At 47.4% G+C, this 26,459-nt stretch carries 28 protein-coding genes; 25 read left to right on the top strand and 3 right to left on the bottom strand.

What is annotated here, in order from left to right; all coding sequences use genetic code 11:
• Window positions 1–39: 39 nt before the first annotated feature.
• The 19 genes from QOS03_RS00335 (at window position 40) to QOS03_RS00245 (ending at window position 14,349) form a co-directional block, all read left to right on the top strand.
• Window positions 40–657: a TetR/AcrR family transcriptional regulator gene (locus tag QOS03_RS00335; protein WP_056968035.1), complete on the top strand. Its 618-nt coding sequence runs from the start codon at window positions 40–42 to the stop codon at window positions 655–657.
• A gap of 39 nt (window positions 658–696) precedes the next feature.
• Entirely contained in the window at window positions 697–1,776 is a 1,080-nt protein-coding gene (locus tag QOS03_RS00330) for a M24 family metallopeptidase (protein ID WP_283574965.1), read from the top strand.
• Window positions 1,776–2,465, top strand: coding sequence for a 2'-5' RNA ligase family protein (locus QOS03_RS00325; protein WP_283574964.1), 690 nt, complete (start codon window positions 1,776–1,778; stop codon window positions 2,463–2,465). The genes QOS03_RS00330 and QOS03_RS00325 overlap by 1 nt, the downstream gene beginning before the upstream one ends.
• A gap of 82 nt (window positions 2,466–2,547) precedes the next feature.
• On the top strand, window positions 2,548–2,985 hold the full coding sequence (locus QOS03_RS00320; protein ID WP_169461868.1) for an Asp23/Gls24 family envelope stress response protein: 438 nt from the start codon (window positions 2,548–2,550) through the stop codon (window positions 2,983–2,985).
• Window positions 2,985–3,392: a transcription antitermination factor NusB gene (nusB, locus tag QOS03_RS00315; RefSeq protein WP_169461867.1), complete on the top strand. Its 408-nt coding sequence runs from the start codon at window positions 2,985–2,987 to the stop codon at window positions 3,390–3,392. The genes QOS03_RS00320 and nusB overlap by 1 nt, the downstream gene beginning before the upstream one ends.
• Before the next feature lie 206 nt (window positions 3,393–3,598).
• A complete protein-coding gene (locus QOS03_RS00310; RefSeq protein ID WP_283574963.1) occupies window positions 3,599–4,462 on the top strand; it encodes a bifunctional 5,10-methylenetetrahydrofolate dehydrogenase/5,10-methenyltetrahydrofolate cyclohydrolase in 864 nt (287 codons plus the stop codon).
• On the top strand, window positions 4,455–5,819 hold the full coding sequence (gene xseA, locus QOS03_RS00305) for an exodeoxyribonuclease VII large subunit (RefSeq protein WP_283574962.1): 1,365 nt from the start codon (window positions 4,455–4,457) through the stop codon (window positions 5,817–5,819). The genes QOS03_RS00310 and xseA overlap by 8 nt, the downstream gene beginning before the upstream one ends.
• Before the next feature lie 3 nt (window positions 5,820–5,822).
• Complete coding sequence (locus tag QOS03_RS00300) at window positions 5,823–6,137, top strand: exodeoxyribonuclease VII small subunit (RefSeq protein WP_283574961.1); 315 nt, start codon at window positions 5,823–5,825, stop codon at window positions 6,135–6,137.
• Between the two features lie 27 nt (window positions 6,138–6,164).
• Complete coding sequence (locus tag QOS03_RS00295; RefSeq protein WP_283574960.1) at window positions 6,165–7,040, top strand: polyprenyl synthetase family protein; 876 nt, start codon at window positions 6,165–6,167, stop codon at window positions 7,038–7,040.
• 12 nt (window positions 7,041–7,052) lie between these two features.
• Window positions 7,053–7,874, top strand: coding sequence for a TlyA family RNA methyltransferase (locus tag QOS03_RS00290; protein ID WP_283575027.1), 822 nt, complete (start codon window positions 7,053–7,055; stop codon window positions 7,872–7,874).
• Window positions 7,875–7,892: 18 nt separating this feature from the next.
• A complete protein-coding gene (locus tag QOS03_RS00285; protein WP_169461862.1) occupies window positions 7,893–8,342 on the top strand; it encodes an arginine repressor in 450 nt (149 codons plus the stop codon).
• 14 nt (window positions 8,343–8,356) lie between these two features.
• Entirely contained in the window at window positions 8,357–10,036 is a 1,680-nt protein-coding gene (gene recN / locus QOS03_RS00280; RefSeq protein ID WP_283574959.1) for a DNA repair protein RecN, read from the top strand.
• Between the two features lie 355 nt (window positions 10,037–10,391).
• The gene (locus QOS03_RS00275) at window positions 10,392–10,736 is read left to right on the top strand and encodes a PadR family transcriptional regulator (protein WP_283574958.1); all 345 of its coding nucleotides are present in this window, start codon (window positions 10,392–10,394) and stop codon (window positions 10,734–10,736) included.
• Window positions 10,726–11,331: a DUF1700 domain-containing protein gene (locus tag QOS03_RS00270; protein ID WP_283574957.1), complete on the top strand. Its 606-nt coding sequence runs from the start codon at window positions 10,726–10,728 to the stop codon at window positions 11,329–11,331. Before QOS03_RS00275 ends, QOS03_RS00270 begins: the two co-directional genes overlap by 11 nt.
• Window positions 11,328–12,299, top strand: a complete 972-nt coding sequence (locus QOS03_RS00265; RefSeq protein WP_283574956.1) for a DUF4097 family beta strand repeat-containing protein — start codon at window positions 11,328–11,330, stop codon at window positions 12,297–12,299. Before QOS03_RS00270 ends, QOS03_RS00265 begins: the two co-directional genes overlap by 4 nt.
• 10 nt (window positions 12,300–12,309) lie before the next feature.
• The gene (locus QOS03_RS00260) at window positions 12,310–12,546 is read left to right on the top strand and encodes a PspC domain-containing protein (RefSeq protein ID WP_283574955.1); all 237 of its coding nucleotides are present in this window, start codon (window positions 12,310–12,312) and stop codon (window positions 12,544–12,546) included.
• A gap of 173 nt (window positions 12,547–12,719) precedes the next feature.
• The gene (locus tag QOS03_RS00255) at window positions 12,720–13,094 is read left to right on the top strand and encodes a universal stress protein (RefSeq protein ID WP_283574954.1); all 375 of its coding nucleotides are present in this window, start codon (window positions 12,720–12,722) and stop codon (window positions 13,092–13,094) included.
• Window positions 13,095–13,164: 70 nt separating this feature from the next.
• Complete coding sequence (locus tag QOS03_RS00250; protein WP_283574953.1) at window positions 13,165–13,368, top strand: hypothetical protein; 204 nt, start codon at window positions 13,165–13,167, stop codon at window positions 13,366–13,368.
• 12 nt (window positions 13,369–13,380) lie between these two features.
• Window positions 13,381–14,349, top strand: coding sequence for an aminotransferase class I/II-fold pyridoxal phosphate-dependent enzyme (locus QOS03_RS00245; protein WP_283575026.1), 969 nt, complete (start codon window positions 13,381–13,383; stop codon window positions 14,347–14,349).
• A gap of 178 nt (window positions 14,350–14,527) precedes the next feature.
• Here QOS03_RS00245 and QOS03_RS00240 read toward each other — a convergent pair whose 3' ends face one another.
• From QOS03_RS00240 to QOS03_RS00230, 3 genes are all read right to left on the bottom strand, one after another.
• Entirely contained in the window at window positions 14,528–17,941 is a 3,414-nt protein-coding gene (locus QOS03_RS00240) for an MMPL family transporter (RefSeq protein WP_283574952.1), read from the bottom strand.
• Between the two features lie 54 nt (window positions 17,942–17,995).
• The gene (locus QOS03_RS00235) at window positions 17,996–18,565 is read right to left on the bottom strand and encodes a TetR/AcrR family transcriptional regulator (RefSeq protein WP_283574951.1); all 570 of its coding nucleotides are present in this window, start codon (window positions 18,563–18,565) and stop codon (window positions 17,996–17,998) included.
• Between the two features lie 232 nt (window positions 18,566–18,797).
• On the bottom strand, window positions 18,798–19,139 hold the full coding sequence (locus QOS03_RS00230; RefSeq protein WP_169462169.1) for a hypothetical protein: 342 nt from the start codon (window positions 19,137–19,139) through the stop codon (window positions 18,798–18,800).
• Window positions 19,140–19,510: 371 nt separating this feature from the next.
• Here QOS03_RS00230 and gmk point away from each other — a divergent pair, with 371 nt between their 5' ends.
• From gmk to rsmB, 6 genes are all read left to right on the top strand, one after another.
• On the top strand, window positions 19,511–20,131 hold the full coding sequence (gene gmk, locus QOS03_RS00225; protein ID WP_006499602.1) for a guanylate kinase: 621 nt from the start codon (window positions 19,511–19,513) through the stop codon (window positions 20,129–20,131).
• Window positions 20,128–20,421, top strand: coding sequence for a DNA-directed RNA polymerase subunit omega (gene rpoZ, locus QOS03_RS00220; protein WP_283574950.1), 294 nt, complete (start codon window positions 20,128–20,130; stop codon window positions 20,419–20,421). Before gmk ends, rpoZ begins: the two co-directional genes overlap by 4 nt.
• A 72-nt stretch (window positions 20,422–20,493) precedes the next feature.
• Complete coding sequence (gene coaBC, locus QOS03_RS00215) at window positions 20,494–21,723, top strand: bifunctional phosphopantothenoylcysteine decarboxylase/phosphopantothenate--cysteine ligase CoaBC (RefSeq protein WP_169462167.1); 1,230 nt, start codon at window positions 20,494–20,496, stop codon at window positions 21,721–21,723.
• The gene (gene priA / locus QOS03_RS00210) at window positions 21,724–24,147 is read left to right on the top strand and encodes a primosomal protein N' (RefSeq protein ID WP_283574949.1); all 2,424 of its coding nucleotides are present in this window, start codon (window positions 21,724–21,726) and stop codon (window positions 24,145–24,147) included.
• An 18-nt stretch (window positions 24,148–24,165) separates the two neighbouring features.
• On the top strand, window positions 24,166–25,122 hold the full coding sequence (gene fmt, locus QOS03_RS00205) for a methionyl-tRNA formyltransferase (RefSeq protein ID WP_283574948.1): 957 nt from the start codon (window positions 24,166–24,168) through the stop codon (window positions 25,120–25,122).
• A complete protein-coding gene (gene rsmB / locus QOS03_RS00200; RefSeq protein ID WP_283574947.1) occupies window positions 25,112–26,458 on the top strand; it encodes a 16S rRNA (cytosine(967)-C(5))-methyltransferase RsmB in 1,347 nt (448 codons plus the stop codon). Before fmt ends, rsmB begins: the two co-directional genes overlap by 11 nt.
• Window position 26,459: the final 1 nt, after the last annotated feature.

The raw sequence follows: 26,459 nt of genomic DNA, 5'->3' as shown, positions 1-26,459 counted from the left end.
ATGTGCTAAAATGATAAAAAACAAAAAGGGGGCTAAAACGTGAAGGATAAAGCAGCGACTGACGACAAGATTATGGATGCCTTTGCCGTTTTGGTCAACGAGCAAGGCTACAGCGCAACGACAACCAGTCAGCTGGCCAAAAAAGCGGGCGTCAATGAAAGTACGATTTTCCGCCACTTTGGTGATAAGATGGGGTTGGCTAATGAGCTGGTCAAAAGGTATCGCAGCCTGATTGTTGAATTGATGGATGATTTTGTGCCAACTTGGGAGCTTGAAGATGATCTGATTGAGTTTTCCAAACGCTTTCGCCAGCAGTGGCCGCGCCAAAACGTGATGCTGGTTATGTTTAATACCACTAAAGATCCTAAACAAAAACAGCAGCTGCGGGGGATGATTGAAAAAATCCGTAATTATGGCGTGGAGATGATTATTGACTATTTCCAAAAAATGCAGCAAGCCGAAAAAATTCGCGATGATATTGATTATCGACAATTAGCCTTGAATTTTGTCTGGCTTAACGTCGGTCAATTTTGGAGCAGCCGGTTTTGGGATGGTAACCAACGAATCTCGGATACTGAATTTTATGAGCTTTCGGTGCGGCCGTTTGCAGATCTGCTGACCAGACGGGGTGTTTTTGACGAGCATCCGCAAAATTGATTAATAATGACAAGCAAAAACTGAAAGGAACGATTAGACATGGCTTCTCGAATTGAACGGCTGCGCAAGCGGTTTGACGCTTTATACATTGATGCTTTTTTGGTAACCAATGAGGCAAACATTTTTTACCTGACGGGATTTGATTTGACCCAAGGTGATGGCGAGCTTTTGATTACCAAAGACGCCGCGATTTTGATCACAGACGATCGCTATGCTACCGAGCTGGAAGGATTTGAAAGCGATGAGGTCGTGGGCATGATCACGCGCGATTACTGGGGAGCTTTAAACCAGATTTGCCAAGGCATGGAAATTGAAGTCGTTGGCTTTGAAAATACGATTGACTATCGGATCTATGACGTCTTAGACGAAATTATGGAAGCCGATATCGTGCCTTTTGATGGTCTGATCGAATCCATGCGGGCAGTCAAGGATCCCGATGAAATTAAAAAAATCCGCATGGTAGCTCAATTACAGTCAGCTGGTTATGAATACGTCTTGAATTTTATTGAGCCAGGGATGACAGAGCGACAAGTAGCCAATCGCTTGGATTTTTGGATGAAAGAACACGGTGCGCAGGCCGCCTCGTTTCCAACGATTTGTGCCAGTGGTGCCAATGCTGCCATGCCGCATGCTACGGCCAGTGACAAGGTGATTGCAAACGGTGATATCGTGACGCTGGATTTTGGCTACTTTGTGGAAGGCTATACGGCTGACATGACGCGGACGTTTGGGATCGGCGACATCGATCCGGAACTAAAGGACGTCTATAAGATCGTCAATGAGGCCCGGCAAGCTGTGATTGATGCGGCTAAAGTTGGTATTCATGGTGATCAATTGGATGCAGCGGGACGGCAGATTATCGAAAACGCCGGTTATGGCGATGAGTTCAATCATGGCATGGGCCACGGCATCGGCCTAAGCGTCCACGAGCTGCCAGCCAGCTATGGTCCCAATGCCAGTGACGTCGTTTTGCAAAACAATCAGGTCATTACCGTTGAACCTGGTATCTATATTCCAGAAATTGGTGGCGTCCGAATTGAAGACGATATTTTGGTAACGCATGGCGGCGTTGAGATTTTGACCACGGCCCCAACTGAATTGGAAATCGTTAAGCTGTAATGATGACCGAATCAGCTTCAAACGACCTGAGCTGCCTTTACCAAGCCATCGATCAAAAAGGCAGGCGGGCCATTTTAAAAAACGAATTTACCGATCCTTATTTGAATCATGAACAGCCAGATCATCGGCGGGGCTTGACGCTGCTTGCCTACTTGCCGATTCATGTCGGTCGCAATATTGGCTATGCTCAGCAAAAACTGCACCTTGCCAATCCCAATCTTTATTACTATCCATTAAAAGATCTGCATCTAACCGTTTTGGATCTGATTGGCGCTTATGATGACTTTTCTATTTCGCCCCATGACCTGGCTGCCTATCAAAAAGCGCTTCAAAACTTAATGGCAAAATCAAAGCCATTTGATGTGACGCTCAAGGGATTGATTGCCAGTCCAGCTGGCATCTTGGCTACGGGATATTATTCTGATGAATTGACCATGCTGCGTCAGAATTTGCGCCATCAGTTAACCGATAAGCTGCCAGTTGCTGAACGTTATCCAACTTGTTCTGGTCACGTGACGATTGCCAGATTCAAAGCGCCGCTAAAAGCTCCGCCGGCGTTGTTGGCTGATCTAATGTCCATGCAGCAGCTGCAGTTTGGCACCTTCACAGTCGATCGGCTAGACTTGGTTATTCACGATTGGTACAATCATGATGTAAAAAAGATTGCCGAATATGCACTGATGCGCTAGGCTGGCATGGTTGCCAATTTTAGCAGAATAGTGCATAATTAAAAAGATGTCTTAATGACGAAAAAAACTGGAGGGCTGACAAATGGCAGAAGATTCCAACATTATCTTAAACAGCGAAGATCAATCGTTGGGTACGATTCAAATCGCGCCACGGGTCTTAGAAATCATTGCAGGGATTGCTGCTGGTCAAATTGAAGGCGTTTCACGCATGCATGGCTCAATTGCCAACAGCGTCAGTGAATTGCTGGGGCGTTCTGACCATCGTCGTGGCGTTAAGCTTTCCAACAGTGATGACGAACTGTCGATTGATGTCGACGTCTACTTGGAATACGGAGTTTCGGTTCCTAAAGTGGCCGCCGAGATCCAAGACAAAATCAAGCAGCAGGTTACGCTGATGACTGATCTGGACGTTAAGGAAGTCAACGTTCACGTACAGGGCGTTATCACTGAAAAAGAAGAGCAGCAGGTTGACCCCAACGATATTTTTGGGGAACACGAAAACAAAGATGGTGAAGAATAGTGGAAATTAGTCGTCACGCGATCCGTGAATGTGCCTTTCAAACGCTTTTTGCATTGGCTTCGGATCCTGAAATCGATCGGGAGGCAATCTACACCGAACGTCTGGGCCTTGAGCCGGATCAAGAGGTGCCAGCCTACTTGCCAGAGCTGGTGGATGGCGTTTTGGCCCATCAAGACGAACTGGATGCCCAGATCGAATCCAAGCTGGCACCGGGCTGGACTTTGGAGCGTCTGGCACGGCCTGATTTGGTGATTTTGCGCTTGGCATTATACGAGCTGGAATATACCAAGGTGCCAAATGCCGTTGCGATCAACGAAGCCTTAAGACTGGCACATGACTTTAGTGATGAAAAGTCATACCGCTTTATCAACGGTGTCTTGGGCAGCATTGAAAGCGAACAAAACTAATTAAACAGAGTGCGCGAAAATGGCTAGGTTGATCAAACGCTGATCTATCAGTATTTGAACGGCCAGCCAATTCCTGTGCTCAGGCATGGTTATCTATAAAATTGCTAAGAGGCTGAGTTAATTCCCAGCTTCTTTTTTTGTTGCGCGAATGATGATAAAATATAAACATATGCAATTTTTATGCAGTCTGATAAGGGGTGAAGCACGTGGCCACATTGATTGACGGCCGAGCATTGGCTAAAGAAGTCAACGCTCATACCAAGCAACGTATTGAAAAATTGAAAGAAAATGGCATTACGCCAGGGATTGCCACGATTTTGGTTGGTGATGATCCAGCCAGCCAGATTTATACGCGCAGCAAGGAGAAAAAGGCGCACAGCATGGGAATGAAATCGGTTCGTGAACACTTGCCGGCTTCAACCAGTCAGGCTGAGTTGGTGCAGGCAGTCGAACACCTCAACAGTGATCCATCGATTCATGCCATTCTGGTTCAAGAACCGCTGCCTAATCATCTTGATGATACGGCGATCGTCAATCTGATTGACCCACTTAAAGACGTTGACGGCTTTCATCCAATCAATGTCGGCAAGCTTTACAACAACGTTCAAGGAAACTATCCGGTTGCCTGTACGCCACGCGGTATCATGACGATGTTGCGCCATTATCATGTGCCATTGGCTAGCCAAGACGTTGTTATCGTTGGCCGCAGCACGCTGGTCAGTCGGCCGCTGCAGGCGCTTTTGATCAATGAGGATGCTACGGTCACCATTACAGGCCGTCGTACCAAGGATCTGGCTAAGCGGACGCGCGAGGCTGACATTTTGGTTGTGGCCGCCGGTGTACCAAATCTGATCAAAGCCGATGCCGTTAAACCGGGAGCTACGGTGATCGATGTTGGTATCAATCGACTGGAAGACGGAACGATTGCCGGTGACGTTGACTTTGAATCGGTCAAAGAAGTTGCCGGTATGATCACTCCGGTTCCAGGTGGGGTTGGGACGATGACGATTGCTTCTTTGATGGAACAGACGGTTGATCTGGCAGAATGGAGCGCTGAAATTAATGGATAAAAAGGATTGCCTGACGGTTAATCAACTGACTCGCTACATCAAACGCAAATTTGATTTTGATCCTTATCTGCAGAGAAATCTCTGGATCGTTGGTAAGCTGACCAACTTTAAAAAAAGGGCCCGTCACCAGTACTTTTCGCTCAAAGACGACTCGGCTCCTGAAGATCGCCGGGCCGTCATTGATGCCGTAATGTTTAGCAGCGACTGGAAAAACGTTGACTTTACCCCAGAAAATGGGATGGAGGTTATTTTAGGCGGGAAGGTAACGGTTTATGAACAAAACGGCCGGTATCAGTTTTATGTCAATCGAATGCTGCCGGTTGGAATCAGCGCTGCCCAGTTAGCCTTTCAAGAAACCTATAAAAAACTGAAGGCCAGCGGGGCGTTTGCCCATGCGCAAGACCCGCGCCCGCTCAATCCATTTCCTAAGCGAATCGCAATCGTTACCAGCAATGATGGGGCCGTCAAGCACGATATGATCACGCGGATTCGCAATAACAATCCGTTGGTACAGGTCGTCTTTTACCCTACGCAAGTGCAAGGTGAGCGCGCGGCTGAGGACTTGGCCCGTCAGATTCAGCGAGTTGGGATCAATGGCACGTTTGACACGCTGATTGTGGCCCGTGGTGGTGGCTCCGAAGAAGATCTGATGCCTTTTAACTCTGAAATTGTCGCTCGTGCCGTGGCTGCCAGTCCAATTCCGGTTATTTCTGGGGTTGGTCATGAAACCGATACGACCATCTGCGACCTGGCTGCCGACTATCGGGCCCAGGTACCTGGTTTGGCGGCTGAAATGGCTACGCCGCTGCATTTAATGGATCTTTTGGCTGATCTGCAAAGTGCCCGCACACAGCTGGTCAATACGATCCAAAATCGATTGCAGCAGGCTAAACAACAGCTTCAGGTCCTAACCAGCAGCTATGTTTTTGCTCAGCCGGCACGATTGTACGAGAGTGAGCAGCAACATGTTGATCAATTAACCGAAAAGCTGCAGCAGTCTATGCAGTGGCGCCTTTCCCAAACCAGACACGATTGGCAGCGAGCCTTGGATGGCCTTTTGCTCAATGCCCCGGCTAATCGTCTCCAGCATAATCAACAGGCGCTTACCCAGCTGCAGCAGGCAATGATTCATGCCATGGATCGTCGCCTGCTGCATGAAAGCGACCGGTTCAAAAGCATGCTGAGCCAGCTGGATTCGCTGAGTCCGCTAAAGGTTATGGCACGTGGCTACAGTTATGTCACCAAAGAAGACAAGGTCGTTGCCAGTACCAGGCAGCTTAAAAAAGATGAGTCAGTCGTCTTGCATTTTGCGGATGGCGCGGCTGAAGCAGTAATCAAGAAAATCAATAAGAGGTAAAAAATGGCAAAACAACCCAGCTTTGAAGAACAGATGAGTCAGCTGCAGCAGATCGTAAGTGAGCTGCAACAAGGCAATCTGTCTTTGGAAGAATCACTGAATGAATTCAAAACCGGTATGGAACTGGCCAATGGTCTGCAAAAACAGCTGCAAAACGCTGAAGCCACCGTTGCGCATCTAATGAAAGACGATGGCAAAGAAGTCGAAGATCCAACCGACAGCCGTACTGACGATGGCTCTGGTCACCAAGGATATCGCTCGCAATTTAGCGGTCAAGGCTTTGAAGATGGCCAAGACGACAACGTTGATCTTTTTTAGCCTGAATTTAATGAAAGGGATGAGCAGATGGCCAGTACGCTAAGTGAACTTAAAACGCAAATCGATGACTATTTGGATCGAGCATTGCCACAAGATATTGATCAGCCAACTTTAAGCAAGTCAATGTGCTACTCGGTAACGGCAGGCGGCAAGCGCTTGCGACCGGCACTGACATTGGCAACGGTTGAGATGCTGGGCGGTAGGATTGATGAAAGTACGCTACGGGCTGCTTGTGCCTTGGAACTTTTGCATACCTACTCTTTGATTCATGATGATCTGCCCGCTATGGACAACGATGATCTGCGTCGCGGTGAGCCGACCAACCATGTTAAATTTGGTGCAGGCATGGCAACACTGGCAGGTGATGGCCTGTTGACGCTGGCTTTTCAGTGGCTGACTGATAACGAATTGCCAATTGAAGTGCAGGCAAGGTTGACCCTGGCTTTGGCCAAGGCAGCTGGTCCCAGTGGCATGGTTGCCGGCCAGGCGCGCGATATTGAAGGTGAGGGCAAGCATTTGAAGCTGGCGGAGCTGCAGTATCTGCACCGGCAAAAAACCGGGGCGCTGCTTAAATATGCCGTGCAAGCGGGCGGTATTATCACTAAGCAGCCGGCAGCAGTTATTGAGCTTTTGGGATCGTTTGGCGCGCAGTTTGGTCTGGCCTTTCAGATCTATGATGACATCATGGACGTAGTGGCCACGCCAGAGCAGATGGGCAAGGCTACTCACAAGGATGCTACCGAGCACAAAAATACCTATCCGGGGCTCTTGGGATTGGACGGTGCCAAAGAACAGCTGCAAAAAGCCCTTGATCAAGCAATTGAGGATCAAGATCGGCTGGCTAAATTGACTGGGAGATCAATGGATAGCTTTGATCAATTTTTGGCATATTTTAAACTATAGGACGAGATTATGATTGAAAAAGAACGCGTTGATATTTTACTAGTCAAACAAGGGTTGTTTGATTCTAGAGAACAGGCTAAGCGTGCCGTGATGGCCGGTGAGATTCTAGGCAAGAACAATGAGCGCCTTGATAAGCCGGGCCAAAAGATTCCGGTCACCACGACGCTGCATATGAAAGGCAAGAAGATGCCATACGTTAGCCGAGGCGGTCTCAAATTAGCCAAGGCACTCAAGTCGTTTGATATTTCGGTTAAGGATAAGGTTGTATTGGACATTGGCAGCTCAACCGGCGGCTTTACCGATGTGATGTTGCAAAATGGTGCTAAGCTCAGCTATGCCTTAGACGTTGGAACCAATCAATTGGTTTGGCAGCTGCGTGATGATCCGCGGGTTGTGGTCATGGAGCAGACCAACTTTCGCTACAGCAAGCTGGCCGATTTTACGCACGGTCAGCCGGAATTTGCCTCAATTGACGTATCGTTTATCTCATTGAGTCTGATTTTGCCGCCATTGGCCAAAATTCTAAAGATGGGCGGCTCAGTTGTGGCCTTGATTAAGCCGCAGTTTGAAGCCGGTAAGGAACACGTCGGCAAGCATGGTATTGTTCGTGATCGCAAGGTGCATGAAGAAGTCCTGCAGCATGTGTTGGAATTTGCGACTGCTGATCATTTCGACGTTTTAGGTCTTGACTTTTCACCAATCAAAGGTGGTCAAGGCAATATCGAATTTTTGGCCCACTTGAAACTGGTTGATCGAAAAGGCCAAATTGCACCAGAAGTCAAGATTGACCAGACGATTGACGCGGCCTATGCGGAACTGAACAAGCAGGATTAGTTTTGGAGGTTTTGTCTAATGAAGAAATCAGAACGTCAGCGACACATTCAAGAGATTATTTCCAATCAATACGTTGAGCGTCAAGAAGACCTCGTTAAGCTACTGGCCAAATCCGGTATTCGGGTGACGCAAGCTACGATTTCACGTGATATTAAAGACATGCAGCTGCTCAAGGTGCCAAGCGTAGGTGGCGGCTATCACTACAGTTTGCCGGCTCGGCGCCAAGACAACAAAGAAGAGCGCCTGGCCAACGTGATGGGTAACGAATTGCAGGAAATGAAGCGCAGCGATCGGTTCGTGTCCTTAACGATGCGGCCAGGTAACGGTCCGGTTGCTGCCATGCTGATCAATCAAATGAAGTATCCAACAGTGTTTACGGCAATTGGCGATGATGCCACGGTTTTGATCGTCTGCCATTCTGCCGGAGCTGCCGTTGAATTTGAGCGAACACTGCAGGCATTGCGCTAAAGTCAGGTGATGCTATGCTACAGGAACTGACAATCGATAATTTGGCGATTATTGAGCACCTTATGCTGGACTTCAGCGATCAGATGACGGTTCTGACTGGTGAGACCGGAGCCGGCAAGTCCATTATCATTGATGCCGTGGGGTTGTTAGCGGGTAATCGCGGCTCTCAGGAGTTTATTCGTCATGGCGAAGAAAAGCTGCATCTGCAAGGCCAGTTTACGCTGCCAAATGATCCGCGCTTTTTTGAGCTGTTAGAGGAACTGGGAATCGAGCACGAGGATGGCACGCTGATTATTTCCCGCGAGATTCATCGTAACGGCCGCAACGTGATTCGCGTTAATGGCTCCTTAATCAATACTGCTACGCTGCGTAAAATCGGCGCGCATCTGGTTGATATTCAAGGGCAAAACGATCATCAGCAACTAATGCAGCCGGAAAACCATTTGCACATGCTAGATCAGTTTGCGGCCGCTCAGGTTAAGCCGCTGTTGTCTAAATATCAAGAAGCTTACCAGCACTATGCTAAGCTAAAGGCAACACTGAGTCGTAAACAGGCTGACTCGCAGCAATGGGCACAGCGTTTGGACATGCTGCGCTACCAGGTTAAAGAGATCAGTGATGCCAATCTGCACGCCAATGAAGAAGATGAGCTGACCAGCGAACGCGATCGCCTGGAGCATTTTCAACAGATCAACAATGCCCTGCAGTTGGTCGTTGGTGTCTTAAATGAAGGTGAGGCACCGGTCCTTGATCAGGTTGCTCAGGCAATGAATGAGGTTCAAGAAATCGCGCCGTTTGATGCGGCCTATGATGAGTTGAGCAAGTCGCTGGGGGATGCCTACTATTCGCTTCAAGACGCTGCCAATGCTGCCAGTCGTCAGTTAGATATGCTCGAATTTGATGATGGCCGTCTGGAACAGATCAATGAAAGATTGACCATCATTGGTGACCTGGAACGTAAGTATGGCGATAAGGTTGAAGATGTCTTGGCATACTATGAAAAGATTCATAAGGAACTATCGACGATGGAGCAGACCGCTGATTCAGACGATGAGCTCAAGCAGCAGCTGGCCGCGGTGACTGGCGAGCTGCAGAAATTGGGCAGTGAATTGAGTCAGGTCCGTCAAAAAGCTGCCCATCAGTTAAACGGTCAGGTACATCAACAGTTAAAAGAACTTTACATGGATAAGGCTGTTTTTGAGGTGAAGTTCCATCAAAACGATTCAATGACCTTCTACCCAGATGGCATTGACAACGTTGAGTTCTATATTCAAACCAACCCTGGTGAAAGCATGGGGCCATTAGTCAAGATTGCCTCTGGTGGAGAGCTTTCGCGGGTCATGCTGGCATTGAAGACGATCTTTGCTCAGCATGAAGGCGTCACCTCGATTATTTTTGACGAGGTCGATACCGGGGTCAGCGGACGCGTTGCTCAGGCCATTGCCGATAAAATCAAGCTGATTGCCCAGCATTCACAGGTCCTGTGTATTACACACCTCCCACAGGTTGCCGCCGTTGCCCAGCATCATTTTCTGATTCAAAAGACTGTTCAAAACAATCGGACGACCACACATGTGACGATTTTAAAGCCAGCCGAGCGGATCAACGAACTGGCACGGATGATTTCGGGCGAAGAGATCACCAAGCTGAGTCGCGAGCATGCCAAAGAACTGCTACAGATGGCACATTCATGATTCGCGCTAGGCTCGGTATTTGCTGAGTGCATCACGTTAAACTTCTTGGTGCTTTACCTTTGTGAACGCACGGAAGTTGGATTGAAATATATAGATGCGATTGATTATCCAGCCACTATCTGAAGTTGCGGAATTTTCGATTAAGAATAGATTAAAGAAACTTTATCAAATTTAATTGATGAAGATCAAAAAGGGACGCCTTGTCAAGTGACAGGAGTCCCATTTTTTATTGGCTTGCTATCTACGGTTGAGCACGGTATGCGTTTCAATTAAAATTCAGCGGTATCTATTTGCCTCAATATATTATATACGATATAATATTATAAAATAAAAGTGAAAAGAGGCGAAACGAGGAATGAAAATTCAAGTTTCAGCTGATCTTTTGGATGGCTTGGTACTGGCGCTGCTTGAACGCAAAGATTATTACGGCTATGCGCTGACGCAAGACATGCAAAAAGCGATTACGATTTCAGAATCCACTCTTTATCCAGTGCTGCGCCGGCTAAAAAAGGATCAGTTCGTCGAAACGTACGATCAGCCATATCACGGACGCAATCGCCGTTATTATCGCATTACGTCTGCTGGTGAATCGCATCTGGCACGTGTCAAGCAAGTATGGAAAGACTATAAGGAAAGCCTCGATTCGATTTTTGAGGCCAGCAATTATCCTTTAAAGGAGGATCAGACACATGACTTCTGAAACTGCAAAGTACATGCAGATGTTAAGACGTTACCTTCGCAAGCTGCCCGATGATGAGATTGATGACGTCATTGAATTTTACAGTGAGTATCTGGCAGATGCCGGCATTGATACCAAAGCAGAAATTGAGCGGGAACTAGGAACGCCGCGTCAGCTTGCCTTAAAAATTCTTGCCGATCACTCTATCAAAGAAGAGGCTAAAGATCAGCGGGTTGTCTCTAAAACCAAGATTAAGACGACATGGCTGATTATCCTTGCGCTGTTGGCCACCCCGGCAACTTTAATTGTCGGTTTGATTCTGCTGAGCGTGCTGATTGCCATTTTTGCAGTCGTCTTTAGTGGAGTGGTGGTGGTCATATCGCTTGCTGGTGGTGGCATCTTCCTAACGGCGGCAGCCATTTTTACTGGTCTGAGTCTTTTGTTTACCAACCTGGGGACGGCCCTTTTCTATCTGGGAATCGGCTTGATTGGACTAGGACTGTTATTGATCGTCATTCCGCTCGTCTGGGGCTGTTCTGTCTGGATCGTTAAGGCATGCACGCGCCTCGTTCAGCACGTCTACTACCGGTACATCAAAAGGGAGGCAGCAAAATGAAAAAGACTATCGTAAGTGGCCTGGTCATCACAGTGATTGGCGCTGTTATGCTGGCGTTTGGCATTGGAATGCATGGTCAGCGAGCAGTAATCTTTGACGGCTTGACTCCGCATGTGGTATCAAAATCCAAGACAACACGGACCCAGACCTATGCTAAGGCTGAGCGAATTAAGGCAGACGTAAGCGATATGAATGTCGTTGTCAAACAGGGCAAGACTTTCTCTGTTAAGTATGCTGGTGAGAAGAGCAATCAGCCAACCATTGCAAAGAAAAACGGCACGATAATCATCAATTCCAAGAGTCGTAAGCATGGTTTTAGCTTTAATGGCTTTAGTTTTTCTTCAACTGGCTTTTATCATGGCGTCGCAAACGACAGACTGACGATCACGGTACCTAAGAACGTAAAGCTCAAGCATTTGCAGCTACGGGTTAATGATGGCCAAGTCATTCAAGAACCAGCTGCCAAAATGAAAATCGAAAAATATGACTTGCAGGTAAATGATGCCAGTCAGGTAAGTCTGAGTAATTTGGAAATTGAGCGGGCCGACTTCCGGTTTAACGATACGGATACTGCTTTTAATGGCTTAACGATCAATAGTGGCCAGCTGCACCTTAACGATAACGATCTTGCCGTTAATGATTCTACTTTAACCAAGACGCTGGTTCAGACGGCCGATTCGGATATTACGATGAATTCTGTTGCCTTGGATAGTGGCAATCTCAGTACCCAGGATGGCGACGTTCATTTTAACGACATCACGATTGCCAATGGTTACTCGATTACAGCTAAGGATGGCGATGTGGAAGCATTGAACACTAAAGCTGATGGCTACTCGACCTCGGTTAGTGACGGCGACAATCGTTTATTCAATCAGTCCAGTGAAAATGGTGGCACGCTTACTCAAAACGAAACTGCGCCAAACCGTCTGCAAGTCAATGCTTCAGATGGTGACGTGACCATTAAATAGGGGGATCATTATGAAAAAACTGACGAAATCAAACGATCGGATTGTCGCTGGTGTTTGTGGCGGGATCGCGGATTATTTTGGCTTTGACTCAACGATCGTACGACTTGTAATTGCTGCTCTGGCTCTTTTCACCGCGATTGTGCCATCGATCGTTCTTTATGTAATTGCGGCGATGATTATCCCAGACGCATTGCCCAAGAAACCTGAAGATGATGGCCCAGTTTTCTACGAATCAAATGGAAAATAATAATTAAAAATGCCCGGTGATTGTCAGCAGAAATAAGCTGATGATGGCAGGGTATTTTTATATTAAACGCCTATTAAATTGAAATTTGTCAGCTGAGTTTGGGTTCAGAATATATTTGTTTTGGGGATATTTGCATTAATTTTTAAATCTAGATTATAAAGGAGCTGATTAAAATGGCCTATAAAAATATTTTAGTCGGAATTGACGGGTCTAAGCGTGCTGATCAAGCCTTTGAAACTGCAGTTGATCTGGCCAAGGTTTTTTCAGCGAAACTGTATTTGGTTTGGGTAGTCAATCGTGACCGCGGGATGGATTCATCATTTGGGGTCAACGAAGACTTTTATCAAGACTTTACCAAGCGTACCAAGCAACGTTTACAGCCATATCTGAAAAAAGCGCAGGATAAGGGAGCAGATGCCAGTGCCGAGGTCGTTATCGGCAGTATCAAAACCATTCTTGCCTATGATTTTCCGGAGCGGCACGATATTGATCTCATTGTCCTTAGCAGTACAGGGATCTCACACAGATTATGTTGTTCGTCATGCTAAGGCCGATGTGCTGGTAGTCAAGTAAAAACAGATTGTTATTATGTCGATAAGTCATAAGGAGGAAGTTTCCATGAGTAAAATTGCATCGTTGGTTCCAGAAAGCTTAAAGTTTGCCAAGGCATCATTGATTCGGGTCCTTAACAATAAATATGGCAGTGATCCAGAAATGGTTAACCTGACTATCGGTGAGCCAGATTTCAAGACGGCTGATCATGTTAAGCTGGCGGCCATTAAAAGCATCCTTAACGACCATACGCATTACGCGCATAACTGAGGGACGCCAGGGCTGCGCAGCGCAATCAGTGAATATCTGGTAGACGATTTAGACCTTCATTACGATCCGGAAAGCGAGATTTTCGTTGCAGAAGGTGCCAGTGGGGCCATCAGTACGATCATTACAGGTTTGTGTCAGCCGGGTGATGTCGTGCTGGTTCCTTGTCCTGCCTACGCGCTTTATCGAATCAACTCTGAGATGCGTGATGCCAAAGCGGTTGAACTGGAAACGACAGAGCCTGACTTTAAGGTGACGCCAGAATTACTGAAAAAGGCGTTGGATAAATATGGTGAAAAAGTAAAGGTTTTGGTACTTAACTATCCAGTCAACCCAACCGGTGTCATCTACACTCCTGACGAGGTACGGGCACTGGCTGATCTGCTCAAGAACTACAACGTTGCTATCTTGGATGATGAGATCTATGCTGATCTGCTTTACGAAGGCGAGCACCTGCCAATGGCTAAGCTTTTGCCAGACCAGACGCTTTATGTCAATGGGGTATCCAAGAATGCCGCGATGACTGGCTGGCGGGTCGGCTATATCTGTGGACCGAGTGATGTCTTAAAAGCTCTTACTAAAGTTCATCAAGCAGCAATTTCGACTAATGCTACGATGAACATGGATGCCGCTGAAGAAGCGCTTCGTCATGGCAAGGCTGATACTGCTCAAATGAAGACGGAATATGATCAGCGTCGACAGTTCTTAATGGACGCCATGGATAAGATTGGTTTCCACTACACTAAGCCGATGGGGACCTTTTATCTGTGGGTCAAAATTCCAGACAGTTTTGATGGTGATTCAATGGCCTATGCAGAGCATCTGGCGGAAAAAGCCAAAGTAGCCATTGTTCCGGTAGCGGCCTTCACCAAGCTCCCGGTAAGGTACTTTAGAATTTCATACGCGGCTTCAATGGAAAAACTTAAGCGGGCGGTTGATGGACTGACCAAAGTTTTTGCAGAAGACGGATCATTCTACGACTAGTGATGTTAAGCTACCGATGATCAATTCAAGGATGTCGGGAGCTGAATAACAAGACAATCGGATAAACTACCCGTCCATAAATGGCCCTCAGTATTGGGACATTGGGACTGCCGAATTTCCGGATGTCGATATAAGAAAAGAGCCCGCCAGTCAGCGAGCTCTTTTGATTTATGCTTGATTAATCTTTGCGCTTGTTTTGATTATCCTTGACGTGATTACGAATTGGATAGCTCAAGTAGATCGTGCTGGTCATAACGATTGGCAAGATGATTACCAAGATAATCAGACCAACGATCACCGTCATGGCAACTTCAATCAGCGTTGGAATGCCAGATGGAATCAAAGCAGCAAACGTACCACTCAAGATGATAGCGGCACTGATAACGACGGTCCCGATGATTGCACAGGCATAGTAGATTCGTTCGCCTGGCAGATACTTGTTTTCGTCGATTTCACGATAACGCGTCATCAAGAAGATACTGTAGTCAACCCCTAGGGCAATCAGCATGATGAAGCTAAAGAACGGCGTATTCCAAGCCAACATGCTGCGGTGCATGAAGATACCGACCAGCCAGTGGTTGATTGACAGTGAGGAAATGTAGGCCAACAACAGCGAACCCAGAATGTAGACTGGCTGCAGCAGTGAATGCGTGATCAGGATCAGTGCAATGCCAATCCCAATCAGCATGATGGCTGCGGTCCGCACAAAGTCGCCGCTGGCCGTGTTCTTAATGTCGTTGATCCGTGAAGACTGACCGCCCATGGCAACCGTGGCGTTGTTAAGAGCAGTGCCTTTCAATGACTTGCGAGCCATGTTGGAGATGTTTTCGGCATCCTTTGTGGCTTTTTCGTCACTAGGATTGGTGTCAAAGACAATCGTAATCTTGGTGATCTTGCGGTTGGATGACATGTAGTTGTCAATTGCCGGCTTAAAGGTCTTGCTGTGCAGAACCGACTTTGGAATATAGAAGGTTTCAGCAGCTGCTGACTTTTGCAGGCCTGTCAGATAGCCTTGACCAGATGCCAGCCCAGAGTTCAGCTGGTTAAGGCCGTTGGTGATCTGCGGCGAGCTTTGAGCCAGCTTGTTGATGCCGGTGTTAAGCTGCAGACTGCCGGAACTGAGCTGTCCCATACCGGAGCTGAGCTGTTGGCTGCCAGAGTAGGCTGAGTTGATGCCGTTGCTTAACTGTGGCGATGCGGCTGCCAGCTTATTGATCCCAGTGTTTAGTTGACCTAAAGCACTGGTACCTTGACCCAGCGCACTTTGAATCTGGTTGAGACCGCTGGTTAACTGCTGCAAGGCTGAAACGGCACCTGGCAGCGCAACGTTAGAGGCTTGGGCCAATTGAGCAACCTGAACCTTCAGCGTTGCAACCTGGGTGCTGAGATTTTGCAGGCTGGATGCCGAACCGGCGACGTTTTGCAGTGAGCCAGCCAGTGACTTGTCCGCATTGCCAGCCGCCTGCAGGTTTTGAGCCACGCTTTGCAGCTGACTGCTCAAAGCACTGGTTTGACTGTTGGTCTGAGAGGCAATCTGGCTTTGAATACCGCCAAGAATCTGCTGCATGGCACCTTCCATCACGGCTTTTTGCTGATCGTTCAGGTTGGCTTGACTTTCCGCAGCCTTAAACTGGGTCATAATCGAGCTAAGGCTGGCTGAACTAGAAGAACTGGTAGCTCCTTGAATGCTCTTTAAGGTGTTGCCGGCTTGCGTCAGTTGATCACCGATGATTTGAGCCTGGCTGGCAACGTTTTGCAGGTTGTTTTGAATGCCAGTCGTATCAATTGACGTTCCTTGACTCTGCAGAGCGCTGTTCAGCTGTTGGATCCCATTATTGATCTGTGGCAGACCGCTTTCCAGCTGCTGCAGCTGCGAGGCATTGGCGCCGGTCAATTGGGAACTGAGCTGCTGGCTCATCTGGTTCATGCCGTTGACCAACTGCTGGCTGCCGGCACTAAGCTGGTTTAAACCATTCGTCATTTGGTTGCCGCCAGAACTAAGCTGCGCCAGACCGGAAGTCAGTTGATTGGCACCAGTAGCCGCGGAGTTGATCCCGCTATTCAGCTGGTTGGTACCAGTTGCGGCCGAGTTAAGCCCATTTGTCATCTGCTGACTGCCGGCGCTTAATTTGCTGATCCCGTTACGTGCCGTGGAGACGCCATTGTTGACCGTCTTCATTTGACTAGTAACGTAAAGCTTTTTGATCTTGGAACCAGACGGCTGAGTAACGGAAGCCACGGTCTTAACGCCCTTGGTATGTTTGATCTGTTCCGTTAACTGGTCGATCAGCTTCAGATCTTTTTCATTATCCAGCGTGTGGTTGGACTTGATGTAAAGGGTAGCCGGTTCAGCCGTCCCTTTAGAGAAGTGCTTTTGTACAACCAGGAATCCTTGCTTGGATGGCGTTGAGTCAGAAATTTCGGCCGTATCGTCATAGTTCAGCTTGTTTTGATAAGTGAAGTAAAATGGCGAAAGAGCAGCCAATACCAAGACCAATGCAATGATTGGGTGGGCTAGGGAATGCTTGGACAAGAAGCGCCAGAATGGACTTTCTGTTTCACCATTGAATGTCTTGACCGGCCAGAACATGGTCTTGCCCATGGTCGTCATAAAGAACATGTTTAACGTCAGCAAAACGATCAGCAAAACGGCAACCCCGATGGCAACCCCGGATGCTGATTTGTAAACCGAGAAGCGGGCTAGACCCAGGGCTGAGAAACCAATCAAAATGGAAGATCCCGACATTAAAATCGTCTTGCCGGCATTCCACTGGGCATTTTTGGCGGCTTCAAACTTATCCATTCCATTCCCCAGGTTGGCTTTGAACCGATCATAGAGCAAAATGTTGTAGTCGGTCCCGATCCCAAACAAAACGATAACCATAAAGACCTGGGTGAAGTTGCTGAATGGGAAATTAAAGTTCTTAACCAAGTTGGTAACGATTGAAAAGGCAGTAATGAACGAAACCCCAACCGTCAACAGTGAGATCAATGGAACGATCGGTGACCTAAAGACCAGTATCAAGACAATAAAGATGAAGATAACCGAGATGACCTCAGTCTTCTTGATCCCTTCTTGAATAGCTCCGGAAAAGTCGTCTTGCAGGATATCGGCCCCAGTAATGTAGGTCCGAATGCCATTGGTCTTGACGGCTTTGGTTAATTTTTTGTTGATGTTTGAAACGGTTTCTTTTTTCGAAACGTTCATTTGGACCAGTTCAGTGGTCTTGTCCTTAGAGATCAGGTTCTTCTTGGTAGCCGAGTTTTCATATGGGGTCAACATGGACTTAATGCCCAGTTCGGATTTATGCCGTTTTAAGTAGCGGATCGTCTTATTGACGTTTTTTTGATCCGATTTAGACATCGCGCCGTTTTTATTGTTAAAGACGGCAACGACTTGATAAGTGTTGTTTTGATGATGTCCCCAATGATTGCCAATCGTACTGGCAACCTCACTTTGCACGTTAGCAGGCAGTGAGATTGTCGAGTGCTCACGCGTTAATTGATTGACATTAGGCAGCATGAAGATCGAGATCACAACGATGAGAATCCACGCGATCAAGGATCCAACGTGGTTTTTAATAAATCGCATCTCAAAATTTCTCCTTACCTATTTATATAAAAAATAATGTACAAAAATTGCAGCTTACATGCCCGAGGCTTTTTCAACCGGGTCGATCAGCCGAAAAAGCATTTGATGGTAATTTGCAGTGGCGGTTTCTTCATCCTCATCTTGGTAGAGCGGTGCCGTTTCAAGGAAAATATAGCCTAAAACGGCACCTACCAACACATGCGATGAAATCAGCCGGTTGCCATCAACATCGACGACTTGATCCACCAGTTTGATCATTCGCTTGATTTCGTGATACATTGCCGAGTCAGTCGAGAAACGCTGGGCATGGTACAAAATTGCGGATAAAGAGGCATGAGCCAACAAAAAATCACGAATGATATCCGCGAATTTCAAGTAGGCTTTGGAACCGGAAAGGCCGATAATGCCATCAACGACCCGCCGGTACATTTGCTGCATCAACCGAGCACCAGTCAGCGACACCATTTCTTCGCGGTTGGCAACGTAGTTATAAAGCGATTGCGAGCGAATATCGAGTGCCTTAGCCAGATTGGGCATGGTTAAAGCTTCAAGCCCTTGTTCATCGGCTAATTTTTCAGCAGTAGCAAGTACTTTTTCCCGATCAAGGGTTCGTCGCTTTGTCATGAAATCCCTCCTTTACTTTTTTAACCAGAATAATATAACATTACTAAATGTAGATGACAATCTACATGTTGTAGTTTATTTAAGCGAGATATTCCGTAATAAGACATATGTTGTAAATCGTTCCGTAATAAATAAAAGAAGTTGGAAAAAGTAATTGTTCTAGTGATTATAAAAGGCTGAAGATCAACGTTTTGGATGACGCAATCTTCAGCCTTTTTTCTATTTTCGGACTTTATTCCCGACCTCTAACGGGATGGGCAATGTAGCGTAATTGATCAAAATCAAAGAAGTAGGAAAGATTTTTTGATTGAATCAGGTAGCGGTTCTGACCAAACGACTTTAAATAGCCACGGGCTTCGACTGGTTGGCCGGCAGCGGTTTTGGGCATCAGCTGCACATAGACCAACAAGTGATCAGCCAGGGCCTTTTTTATAAAAAGCTTCCTTTGAAAATCTGGTTGGGGATTCAGCAGGTCTGGAATTGGGGCGAACTCAATTGGCTCGAACAAGTGGTGCAGACCTTGCGAGATAATTTTGGTACTACGATTGATGATAGATTGCCGCTGATTTTGCATGATCATTCCTCCGAACACTCGTTTGTGACTATAGTATACGAACAAGTGTTCAAAAACGCAAGCAGTAAATTCCAATTAATTTTTTAATAGTGCTGAGATCATGTTAGATTCATTTAATGACAGGCTGTTTGGCTATCTTTCATTAGTGAAAAACGATCTCGTTTAGTTTGAAGGTTTTGTCATTTGAGGGTTCGCCATTGGCTTGAAAAACGAACCGGATCGTCTAAATTTTTAACTGGCATTGGGCAGCCGCAGTAATTGAAAATACAGATTCATGCCACATGATCGCTAAATTTATGCGCGAAACCAAAGCAGAATATGTTATCATTAATCATTAAAAGAGCAATGAGAAAAGAAGGTATGGAAGCAATATGAGCAAGCGAGGAATGCTGATTGTTTTGTCTGGTCCATCAGGCGTTGGTAAGGGAACAGTTAGAAAGGCGCTGTTTAGTCAGCCTGGCAATGATTTTCAATACTCAGTCTCAATGACGACGCGGCAGCCACGGCCAGGTGAGGTCAATGGCAAGGACTACTTCTTTGTATCAAAAGAAGAGTTCGAGCAGCACATTCGCGAAGGGCAGATGCTGGAATATGCCAAGTATGTTGACAATTATTACGGCACCCCTTTAAAATATATAAATGATACGCTAGATGAAGGTAAAGATGTCTTCTTGGAAATTGAAGTCAACGGTGCCATGCAGGTTCGCTCCAAGTGTCCTGATGGCGTCTTCATTTTTCTTACGCCGCCGGACCTGATGGAATTGCGTCAGCGCTTGATCCATCGTGGCACCGACAGCATGGAGGTCATCAACAAACGAATCCACAAAGCATTCGGTGAGATTCAAATGATGCAAAACTACGACTATGCCGTGGTTAACGATCAGGTCGACAATGCCGTTACCAAGATCAAGGACATCATTCGTTCCGAACGCTTGCGGGTACCTCGCGTAATGCCGGATTACCTTGAAATGTTAGGAGATTCAGAAAAATGATTCTTTTTCCATCAGTCGATGAATTGCTGAAGTGCGTTGACTCTCGCTACTCGCTGATTATGCTGGCAAGCAAGCGGGCACACGAAATCGATAAGTACCGTGCAGACAAGTGGCGGGCAGAAAACGCAGATCAGTCAAAGGACAACCACGCAGCCGAGGAATTGGCACAAGATCATCCACTGCTGCTGGATCACTACGACTCAATCAAGTCGGTCGGGATGGCGCTAGAAGAAATCGAAGCCGGCAAGGTAACGATTGATACTGATCATACGGAAGACTTGCAAGACTAGTTGCAGCTGCCAAAGAGCGACACCAGACAAGGGTTTGGTGCTGCTCTTTTTATTTTCATCAAGGGGGCAAACATGGCAAAGATTGCAGTGCATATGACAGGCGGAATTGCCGTCTACAAAGCAGTTGAAGTTGTTCGTGGCTTGCAAAAGCAGGGACACGAAGTACGCGTGGCGATGACCAAAAATGCTGCGCGCTTTGTTGGGCCAGCGACTCTGGCAGCTCTGATTAAGCATCCGGTTTTGATTGATCAATGGTCAGCCACGCTTAATGGTCAGGTACCGCATATCGAACTGGCCGACTGGAGCGATTTGGCACTGGTGGTTCCAGCAACCGCCAACATCTTGGCAAAAATGGCAAATGGACTGGCTGACGATGCCGTTTCAGCCACACTTTTGGCTACCAGTGCGCCCAAGATGGCAGTCCCAGCTATGAATGTTCACATGTGGAACAATCCTGCCACCCAAAGAAATATTGCTCAGCTTAAACGAGACGGCGTGATCATTATGGAACCGGCAGATGGTATGTTGGCGGAAGGATATGCCGGCAAGGGGCGGATGCCAGAACCAGCTGAGATCGTCAAGCAGGTACAAAACTGTTTGACCAAACAACCGCTTCAATCATCGGCTGCCAATGGTCAACTGAAGGGTAAGACAATCGTAGTTACGGCCGGTGGTACCAGAGAGGCATTGGATCCAGTTCGCTATTTGGGCAACCGTTCCTCAGGCAAGATGGGGATTGCAATTGCCCAGGCAGCAGCGGCATCAGGAGCCAAGGTTGAATTGATTGTCGGCAGCGTTTCGGTTGAATTGCCGCAATCACCAAACATCGCGATTACAACAGCGCTTTCTACGCAGGCAATGGCTGACGCCGTATCACAAAAGTTTGCCCATGCGGATGCTTTGATCATGGCCGCGGCCGTTGCTGATTTTCGTCCGGCTGTTTTGGCTGATCAAAAAATCAAAAAGCATGGTGACGGCACCCTGACGCTGCATCTAGTGCCAACTGAAGATATTTTGGCTACGATGGGTGCCCAAAAAAAACCGGGGCAGGCAGTGATCGGTTTTGCGGCCGAAACTAACGATCTTTTGCAAAATGCTAATGCCAAGTTGGCTAAAAAGCATGCCGATGTGATCGTGGCTAACGATGTCTCCAAACCAGGCATCGGTTTTGGCTCAGATGCCAACGCCGTTACGATTTTGCGGCCGAACCAGGCACCTTTAAAATGGCCGCGTCAGTCCAAGCAAAAAATTGCCGCAAAAATCGTTGACCTGGCAAATCAACTGTTGAAAGCTGGTGATTAGATGGCCGAACTGGCACAGGTAATCGTTGACGTACCAACGATGCAGACTGATCAACCATATACGTACGCAATCCCCAAGCGACTGGAAAACCAGATTCAAGTCGGGATGCGCGTAATCGTGCCGTTTGGTCGGGGCAAGCGTGAAGTACAGGGCTTTGTCGTTGGTATCGATCAGCCGACCGAATACGATGGGACGCTCAAGCCAATTGCCGGGCTGATGGATTTGGTGCCGGTCGTCAATCCAGAACTTTTAAAACTGAGTCGATGGATGGCCGATCAGACTTATGCTTTTTGGATCTCGTGTCTGTACACGATGCTGCCCAACGCCTTAAAAGCCAAGAGTCATCGGGTCGTCCGTATTATTGACGAAATTGACGAGCAGACGGCACTGGAATTATTTCATGGAAAAGATGAACTGGACTTTGAACGATGCCAAAACGATCCCAAAGTCGTCAGTCAGCTGCTTAAGCTCAAGCGTCAAGGCAGGGTCTCGTTTGAATACCAGGTTGAGGACCGGGCTCGCATCAAAAAAGAAACGGCGATTCAGCCTTTGATGTCGTTTGAGCAGTATGAAGACGAGCGGATGGGGATTCGGGCCAACGCCCATGCCCAGCAGCAGTTGATCTCATATCTGCAAAGTCTTGATAGTAAAACCATTAAACTAAAGCAGGCGATGCAGCAATCGGGTTTAAAGGCGGCAACGTTTAACATCGGCGAAAAGCGTGGCTGGCTTAAGAAAACCGCCGTTGAGGCCTACCGAACGCCAGGCGGCATGATTCCTGATGATCAGCATCTGGATGCGCCGTTAAAATTGAATTCCGATCAAAAACAAGCCGTTGCAAAGATCGATCAGGCCATTGAACAAAAACAGAATCAGACCTTTTTGCTGCAAGGCGTTACCGGATCTGGCAAAACCGAGGTCTATCTGCAGACGATGGCAAAGGCAATTAAAATGGGCAAGACGGCCTTGCTGCTGGTGCCGGAGATTTCATTAACACCGCAGATGTTTAATCGTGTGCGGCGGCGCTTTGGTCAGCGTGTGGCCGTTTTACACAGCAGCCTTTCGGATGGCGAGCGCTATGACGAATGGCGTCGTATTGAGCGTGGCGAGGCTCAGGTCGTGGTTGGTGCCCGTTCAGCGGTATTTGCACCATTAGAAAATCTAGGATTGATTATCATGGATGAAGAGCACGAAACCAGCTATAAGCAAGACGAAACGCCGCGCTATCATGCCCGCGACGTTGCCAGCTGGCGCGCTAAATATCATCACGCGCCATTGGTTCTAGGATCGGCCACGCCCAGTCTGGAAAGTCGCGCCCGGGCTCTGGCTGGTGTCTATCAATTATTGAAGATGCCAACGCGAGTCAATCGGCGGCCGTTGCCACCGGTTGAAGTCGTTGATATGCGCCCGGAAATGCAGCGCAATGGCGAGACCAACTTTTCGGATCGCTTGCTGGGTCTATTAACCGATCGGCTGCAAAAAGGCGAGCAGAGTATCTTGATGCTGAATCGCCGGGGCTTTTCTTCATTTATCATGTGTCGGGACTGTGGTTTTGTGCTGAAATGTCCCAATTGTGATATTTCTTTGACCCTGCATATGGACTCACATACCATGAAGTGTCACTACTGTGGTCATGAAGAGCCAATTCCTTCTGTCTGTCCGCAGTGTCATGGCTGCCATATTCGCTACTATGGTACGGGGACTGAAAAGGTCGCTGCCGAATTGCAAAAACTGCTGCCCAATGCTCGTGTGATTCGCATGGACGTTGACACGACGCGGCACAAGGGGATGCATGCCAAGCTCTTAAAAGAATTTGGTGCCCATCAGGCCGATATTTTATTGGGCACGCAGATGATTGCCAAGGGACTGGATTTTCCCAATGTTACCTTGGTGGGGGTCTTGAATGCCGATACGGGGCTTGATTTACCAGACTTTAGGGCTAGTGAGCGGACGTTTGATCTGCTCAGTCAAGTTAGTGGACGAGCCGGAAGAGCCGATAAGCCGGGACATGTCGTGATTCAGACGTTTAATCCAGATAACTACGCGATTCGCTATGCTCAATTGCATGACTACGAAGACTTTTTTAAAGCGGAGATGAACATTCGCTATCAGGCCGGTTATCCGCCTTACTACTACACTGTGCGTATTATGGCCAGCAACGAGGATGAAGATGCAGCTGCCAAGGCGATTTATGCAATCAAAGATCAATTGAACGCCGGTCTGGGTAAGGATACGGTTGTCTTGGGCCCAACGCCACGGCCAATTGCCCGGATGAAAAGAAGATACTATTATCAGATTATCGTTAAATACAAGCATGATGAAAAGCTGCACGAATTGCTGCTTGATGTCATGAAACAAACGCAGGCCAAGAGCAGACAGGATACCTTGGTCAGCATTGATCCGGAACCACAGTACTTTATGTAACGAGAAAGGATTTTTATTATGTCATTATCAGTCGTATTTATGGGAACGCCACAGTTTGCTGTACCGATTCTGCAAGCCTTGATTAATGATGATCAATATGACGTTAAGGCCGTCGTTACGCAGCCTGATCGCCGAGTAGGCCGCAAACATGAGCTGCGGGCCACGCCGGTTAAGGAACTGGCCGTTAAATATGGAATTGAGGTACTGCAGCCAGAAAAACTAAGCGGCAGTACCGAGATGCAGCGGGTGATCGATTTGGCACCTGACTTTGAGATTACGGCAGCGTTTGGCCAGTTTTTGCCCGTCAAGATGCTTGAAGCAGCCAAAATCGCGGCGATTAACGTACATGGCTCGCTTTTGCCTAAATATCGTGGTGGAGCACCAATTCAGTACTCAATTATCAACGGTGATCAAGAAACCGGTGTAACGATCATGTATATGGTTAAGGCCATGGATGCTGGCGATATTATTGCCCAAAAGGCGATTCCAATCACCAAAAATGACGATAGCGGTACGATGTTTGAAAAGCTGAGTCGATTGGGACGCGATCTTTTGATGGAAACTCTGCCCAAATTGGCAAAAGGCGATGTTCAGCCAGTCAAGCAGGATCCAGAAAAAGTCGTCTTTTCACCAAATATTAGCAGTGAACAAGAGCGCATTGACTATCGCCTGCCAGCTGATCGTATTGATGACAAGGTTCGTGGTCTGCGTCCATTCCCAATTGGCAACATGATCATCGATGGTATTCAGACCAAGATTTATGACGTCACGCCACTGGATGAAAAGACTGATCTGGCGCCTGGTCAAGTTGTACGCGTTGAAAAACATGCCTTGATTTTGGCGGCCGGCAATGGTACGACTTACCGGATCAACCGCCTCAAGCCAAAGGGCAAGCGCGAGATGGACATTACTTCCTATTTGAATGGTCATCAGAATCTAAAGCAAGGAGTTCAGGCAATCACCGATGAAGAATAAGCAGATCAATACCGCACGGGGCGCCGCTTTAAAAACGCTTGATCAGGTCCTGCAAAAAGGCGCCTATTCCAATCTGCAGTTAAACCAGGTCTTAAAAAACAGTCAGTTAAGCGCAGTTGATAAGCGCTTGGCTACCAACTTGGTCTATGGTGTACTGCAGCATAAATTAACGCTAGAATATTGGCTGGCTCCGTTTATTAAGGGCAAGAAAACCGAAAGCTGGGTTAAGACGCTTCTTTTGATGTCAATTTATCAGTACCAATATTTGGATCGCATACCAGATTGGGCGGTTACCAATGAATCGATTGAGTTGGCCAAAACGCTTGGCAATCCGGGCACGCGACGCTTTGTGACTGGCGTTTTGCATGCGATTTTGCGTCAAGGCCTACGCAGCGCTAGCGATATCCAGGATCCGATTGAGCGCTGTTCAGTTGAATTCAGCCTGCCAAAATGGCTAGTTGAAGAGTTAACCAAGCAGTATGGTCAGCGGACTGCTGATGAGATTTTTGCTGCCATTAACGAACCAGCACGTGTCTCATTGCGGGTCAATTTGGCTAAGACGACCATTTCCCAGGCAATTAATGTCTTAAAAGAGCAGGGCGTTGAGATTGAAAAAAGTCAGGTTGCAAGAGATGGCCTGGTGGTCAAAAGTGGGGATGTCATCAATACGCAAGCCTTTTTGGATGGTCTGGTTACGATCCAAGACGAAAGTGCCATGCTGGCTGTAGAAAGCATGCAAGTCGAATCGAGCGATCAGGTCTTGGATGCTTGTGCGGCACCTGGCGGTAAAACCGTTCAGAGTGCGGCAGCTTTAGACGTTAAATCTGGCGGCAGCGTTACGGCATTGGATATTCACCCTCACAAGATCAAGCTGATTGAAAAAAATGCGCAGCGTTTAGGCGTAGCTGATCGCGTGCATGCCTGTCAGTTAGATGCGCGCAAGGTTGATGAAAAGTTTGCCGATGAATTTTTTGATAAGATCTTAGTTGATGCACCATGCAGTGGCATCGGGCTTTTACGCCGCAAGCCAGAGATTCGCTACGATAAAAAACTTAGCGATAGTCTGCAGCTGCACGAAATTCAACTGGCAATTTTAAATGCAGTTGCCCCAAAAGTGAAAAAAGGCGGTATAATAACATATAGTACGTGCACAATTTTACAGCAGGAAAATGATGGTACCGTGCAGGCATTTCTGGCTGCCCATCCAGATTTTAAGCTGCTTAAAACTCAAACGGCGCGTGCCTTGAAAAACGCGCGAACGGGGGCAACCTTGACAATTTTGCCAAGTGATTATGGCTCTGATGGATTCTTTATCAGCAGCCTGCAACGTTTGTAGA

It is taken from the genome of Limosilactobacillus pulli, from assembly GCF_947381555.1.
Classification (GTDB): Bacteria; Bacillota; Bacilli; order Lactobacillales; family Lactobacillaceae; genus Limosilactobacillus; species Limosilactobacillus pulli.
The sequence above is the reverse complement of the archived record's forward strand: the minus strand, read 5'-3'. Positions and strand labels throughout refer to the sequence as shown.

What these genes read in the sequence shown, in the direction of transcription:
- QOS03_RS00330 (WP_283574965.1), top strand. Translation starts at nt 697, where the DNA reads ATGGCTTCTCGAATTGAACGGCTGCGCAAGCGGTTTGACGCTTTATAC.
- QOS03_RS00325 (WP_283574964.1), top strand. Translation starts at nt 1,776, where the DNA reads ATGATGACCGAATCAGCTTCAAACGACCTGAGCTGCCTTTACCAAGCC.
- QOS03_RS00320 (WP_169461868.1), top strand. Translation starts at nt 2,548, where the DNA reads ATGGCAGAAGATTCCAACATTATCTTAAACAGCGAAGATCAATCGTTG.
- xseA (WP_283574962.1), top strand. Translation starts at nt 4,455, where the DNA reads ATGGATAAAAAGGATTGCCTGACGGTTAATCAACTGACTCGCTACATC.
- QOS03_RS00300 (WP_283574961.1), top strand. Translation starts at nt 5,823, where the DNA reads ATGGCAAAACAACCCAGCTTTGAAGAACAGATGAGTCAGCTGCAGCAG.
- QOS03_RS00295 (WP_283574960.1), top strand. Translation starts at nt 6,165, where the DNA reads ATGGCCAGTACGCTAAGTGAACTTAAAACGCAAATCGATGACTATTTG.
- QOS03_RS00285 (WP_169461862.1), top strand. Translation starts at nt 7,893, where the DNA reads ATGAAGAAATCAGAACGTCAGCGACACATTCAAGAGATTATTTCCAAT.
- recN (WP_283574959.1), top strand. Translation starts at nt 8,357, where the DNA reads ATGCTACAGGAACTGACAATCGATAATTTGGCGATTATTGAGCACCTT.
- QOS03_RS00275 (WP_283574958.1), top strand. Translation starts at nt 10,392, where the DNA reads ATGAAAATTCAAGTTTCAGCTGATCTTTTGGATGGCTTGGTACTGGCG.
- QOS03_RS00270 (WP_283574957.1), top strand. Translation starts at nt 10,726, where the DNA reads ATGACTTCTGAAACTGCAAAGTACATGCAGATGTTAAGACGTTACCTT.
- QOS03_RS00265 (WP_283574956.1), top strand. Translation starts at nt 11,328, where the DNA reads ATGAAAAAGACTATCGTAAGTGGCCTGGTCATCACAGTGATTGGCGCT.
- QOS03_RS00260 (WP_283574955.1), top strand. Translation starts at nt 12,310, where the DNA reads ATGAAAAAACTGACGAAATCAAACGATCGGATTGTCGCTGGTGTTTGT.
- QOS03_RS00255 (WP_283574954.1), top strand. Translation starts at nt 12,720, where the DNA reads ATGGCCTATAAAAATATTTTAGTCGGAATTGACGGGTCTAAGCGTGCT.
- QOS03_RS00250 (WP_283574953.1), top strand. Translation starts at nt 13,165, where the DNA reads ATGAGTAAAATTGCATCGTTGGTTCCAGAAAGCTTAAAGTTTGCCAAG.
- QOS03_RS00240 (WP_283574952.1), bottom strand. Translation starts at nt 17,941, where the DNA reads ATGCGATTTATTAAAAACCACGTTGGATCCTTGATCGCGTGGATTCTC.
- QOS03_RS00235 (WP_283574951.1), bottom strand. Translation starts at nt 18,565, where the DNA reads ATGACAAAGCGACGAACCCTTGATCGGGAAAAAGTACTTGCTACTGCT.
- QOS03_RS00230 (WP_169462169.1), bottom strand. Translation starts at nt 19,139, where the DNA reads ATGCAAAATCAGCGGCAATCTATCATCAATCGTAGTACCAAAATTATC.
- gmk (WP_006499602.1), top strand. Translation starts at nt 19,511, where the DNA reads ATGAGCAAGCGAGGAATGCTGATTGTTTTGTCTGGTCCATCAGGCGTT.
- rpoZ (WP_283574950.1), top strand. Translation starts at nt 20,128, where the DNA reads ATGATTCTTTTTCCATCAGTCGATGAATTGCTGAAGTGCGTTGACTCT.
- coaBC (WP_169462167.1), top strand. Translation starts at nt 20,494, where the DNA reads ATGGCAAAGATTGCAGTGCATATGACAGGCGGAATTGCCGTCTACAAA.
- priA (WP_283574949.1), top strand. Translation starts at nt 21,724, where the DNA reads ATGGCCGAACTGGCACAGGTAATCGTTGACGTACCAACGATGCAGACT.
- fmt (WP_283574948.1), top strand. Translation starts at nt 24,166, where the DNA reads ATGTCATTATCAGTCGTATTTATGGGAACGCCACAGTTTGCTGTACCG.
- rsmB (WP_283574947.1), top strand. Translation starts at nt 25,112, where the DNA reads ATGAAGAATAAGCAGATCAATACCGCACGGGGCGCCGCTTTAAAAACG.